The organism is Odoribacter sp. N54.MGS-14 (assembly GCF_000980295.1).
Lineage (GTDB): Bacteria > Bacteroidota > Bacteroidia > Bacteroidales > Marinifilaceae > Odoribacter > Odoribacter splanchnicus.
Map to the genome: position 1 here is coordinate 1 of NZ_LARL01000185.1, position 385 is coordinate 385.

A 385-nucleotide genomic window follows, 5' to 3' on the forward strand; every position below is an offset into this window, starting at 1 on the left:
ATACCGGTAACTGGGGCTAAGTCGTAACAAGGTAGCCGTACCGGAAGGTGCGGCTGGAACACCTCCTTTCTGGAGCGTGGGTTCATGTGGCTCGCTACCCGTTTCACGTTTTTTCACGTTACATGATTGCCCGATAGCGGGTTAACCATAGTCTCTTAGCTCAGTTGGTTAGAGCGCTACACTGATAATGTAGAGGTCCGCGGTTCAACTCCGCGAGGGACTACAGCCGGGGGATTAGCTCAGTTGGCTAGAGCGCCTGATTTGCATTCAGGAGGTCAAGGGTTCGACTCCCTTATTCTCCACGGATAAAGTTCTTTGACATGCTGGAACGTTAATGGATCAAATGATCCACGAAGTAAAAATGTAGTAGAATAACACAGAGCCG

General features: G+C 49.9%; 2 tRNA genes and 1 rRNA gene. All 3 read left to right on the plus strand.

The annotated features are described in order from the left end of the window. Nucleotides 1-69: ribosomal RNA gene (locus tag WS42_RS15020) — 16S ribosomal RNA — on the plus strand; the annotation flags it as partial. Between the two features lie 80 nt (nt 70-149). Beyond that, nucleotides 150-223, plus strand: a tRNA-Ile gene (locus WS42_RS15025). Nucleotides 224-228: 5 nt separating this feature from the next. Further along, nucleotides 229-302, plus strand: a tRNA-Ala gene (locus tag WS42_RS15030). The last annotated feature ends 83 nt before the right edge of the window (nt 303-385 follow it).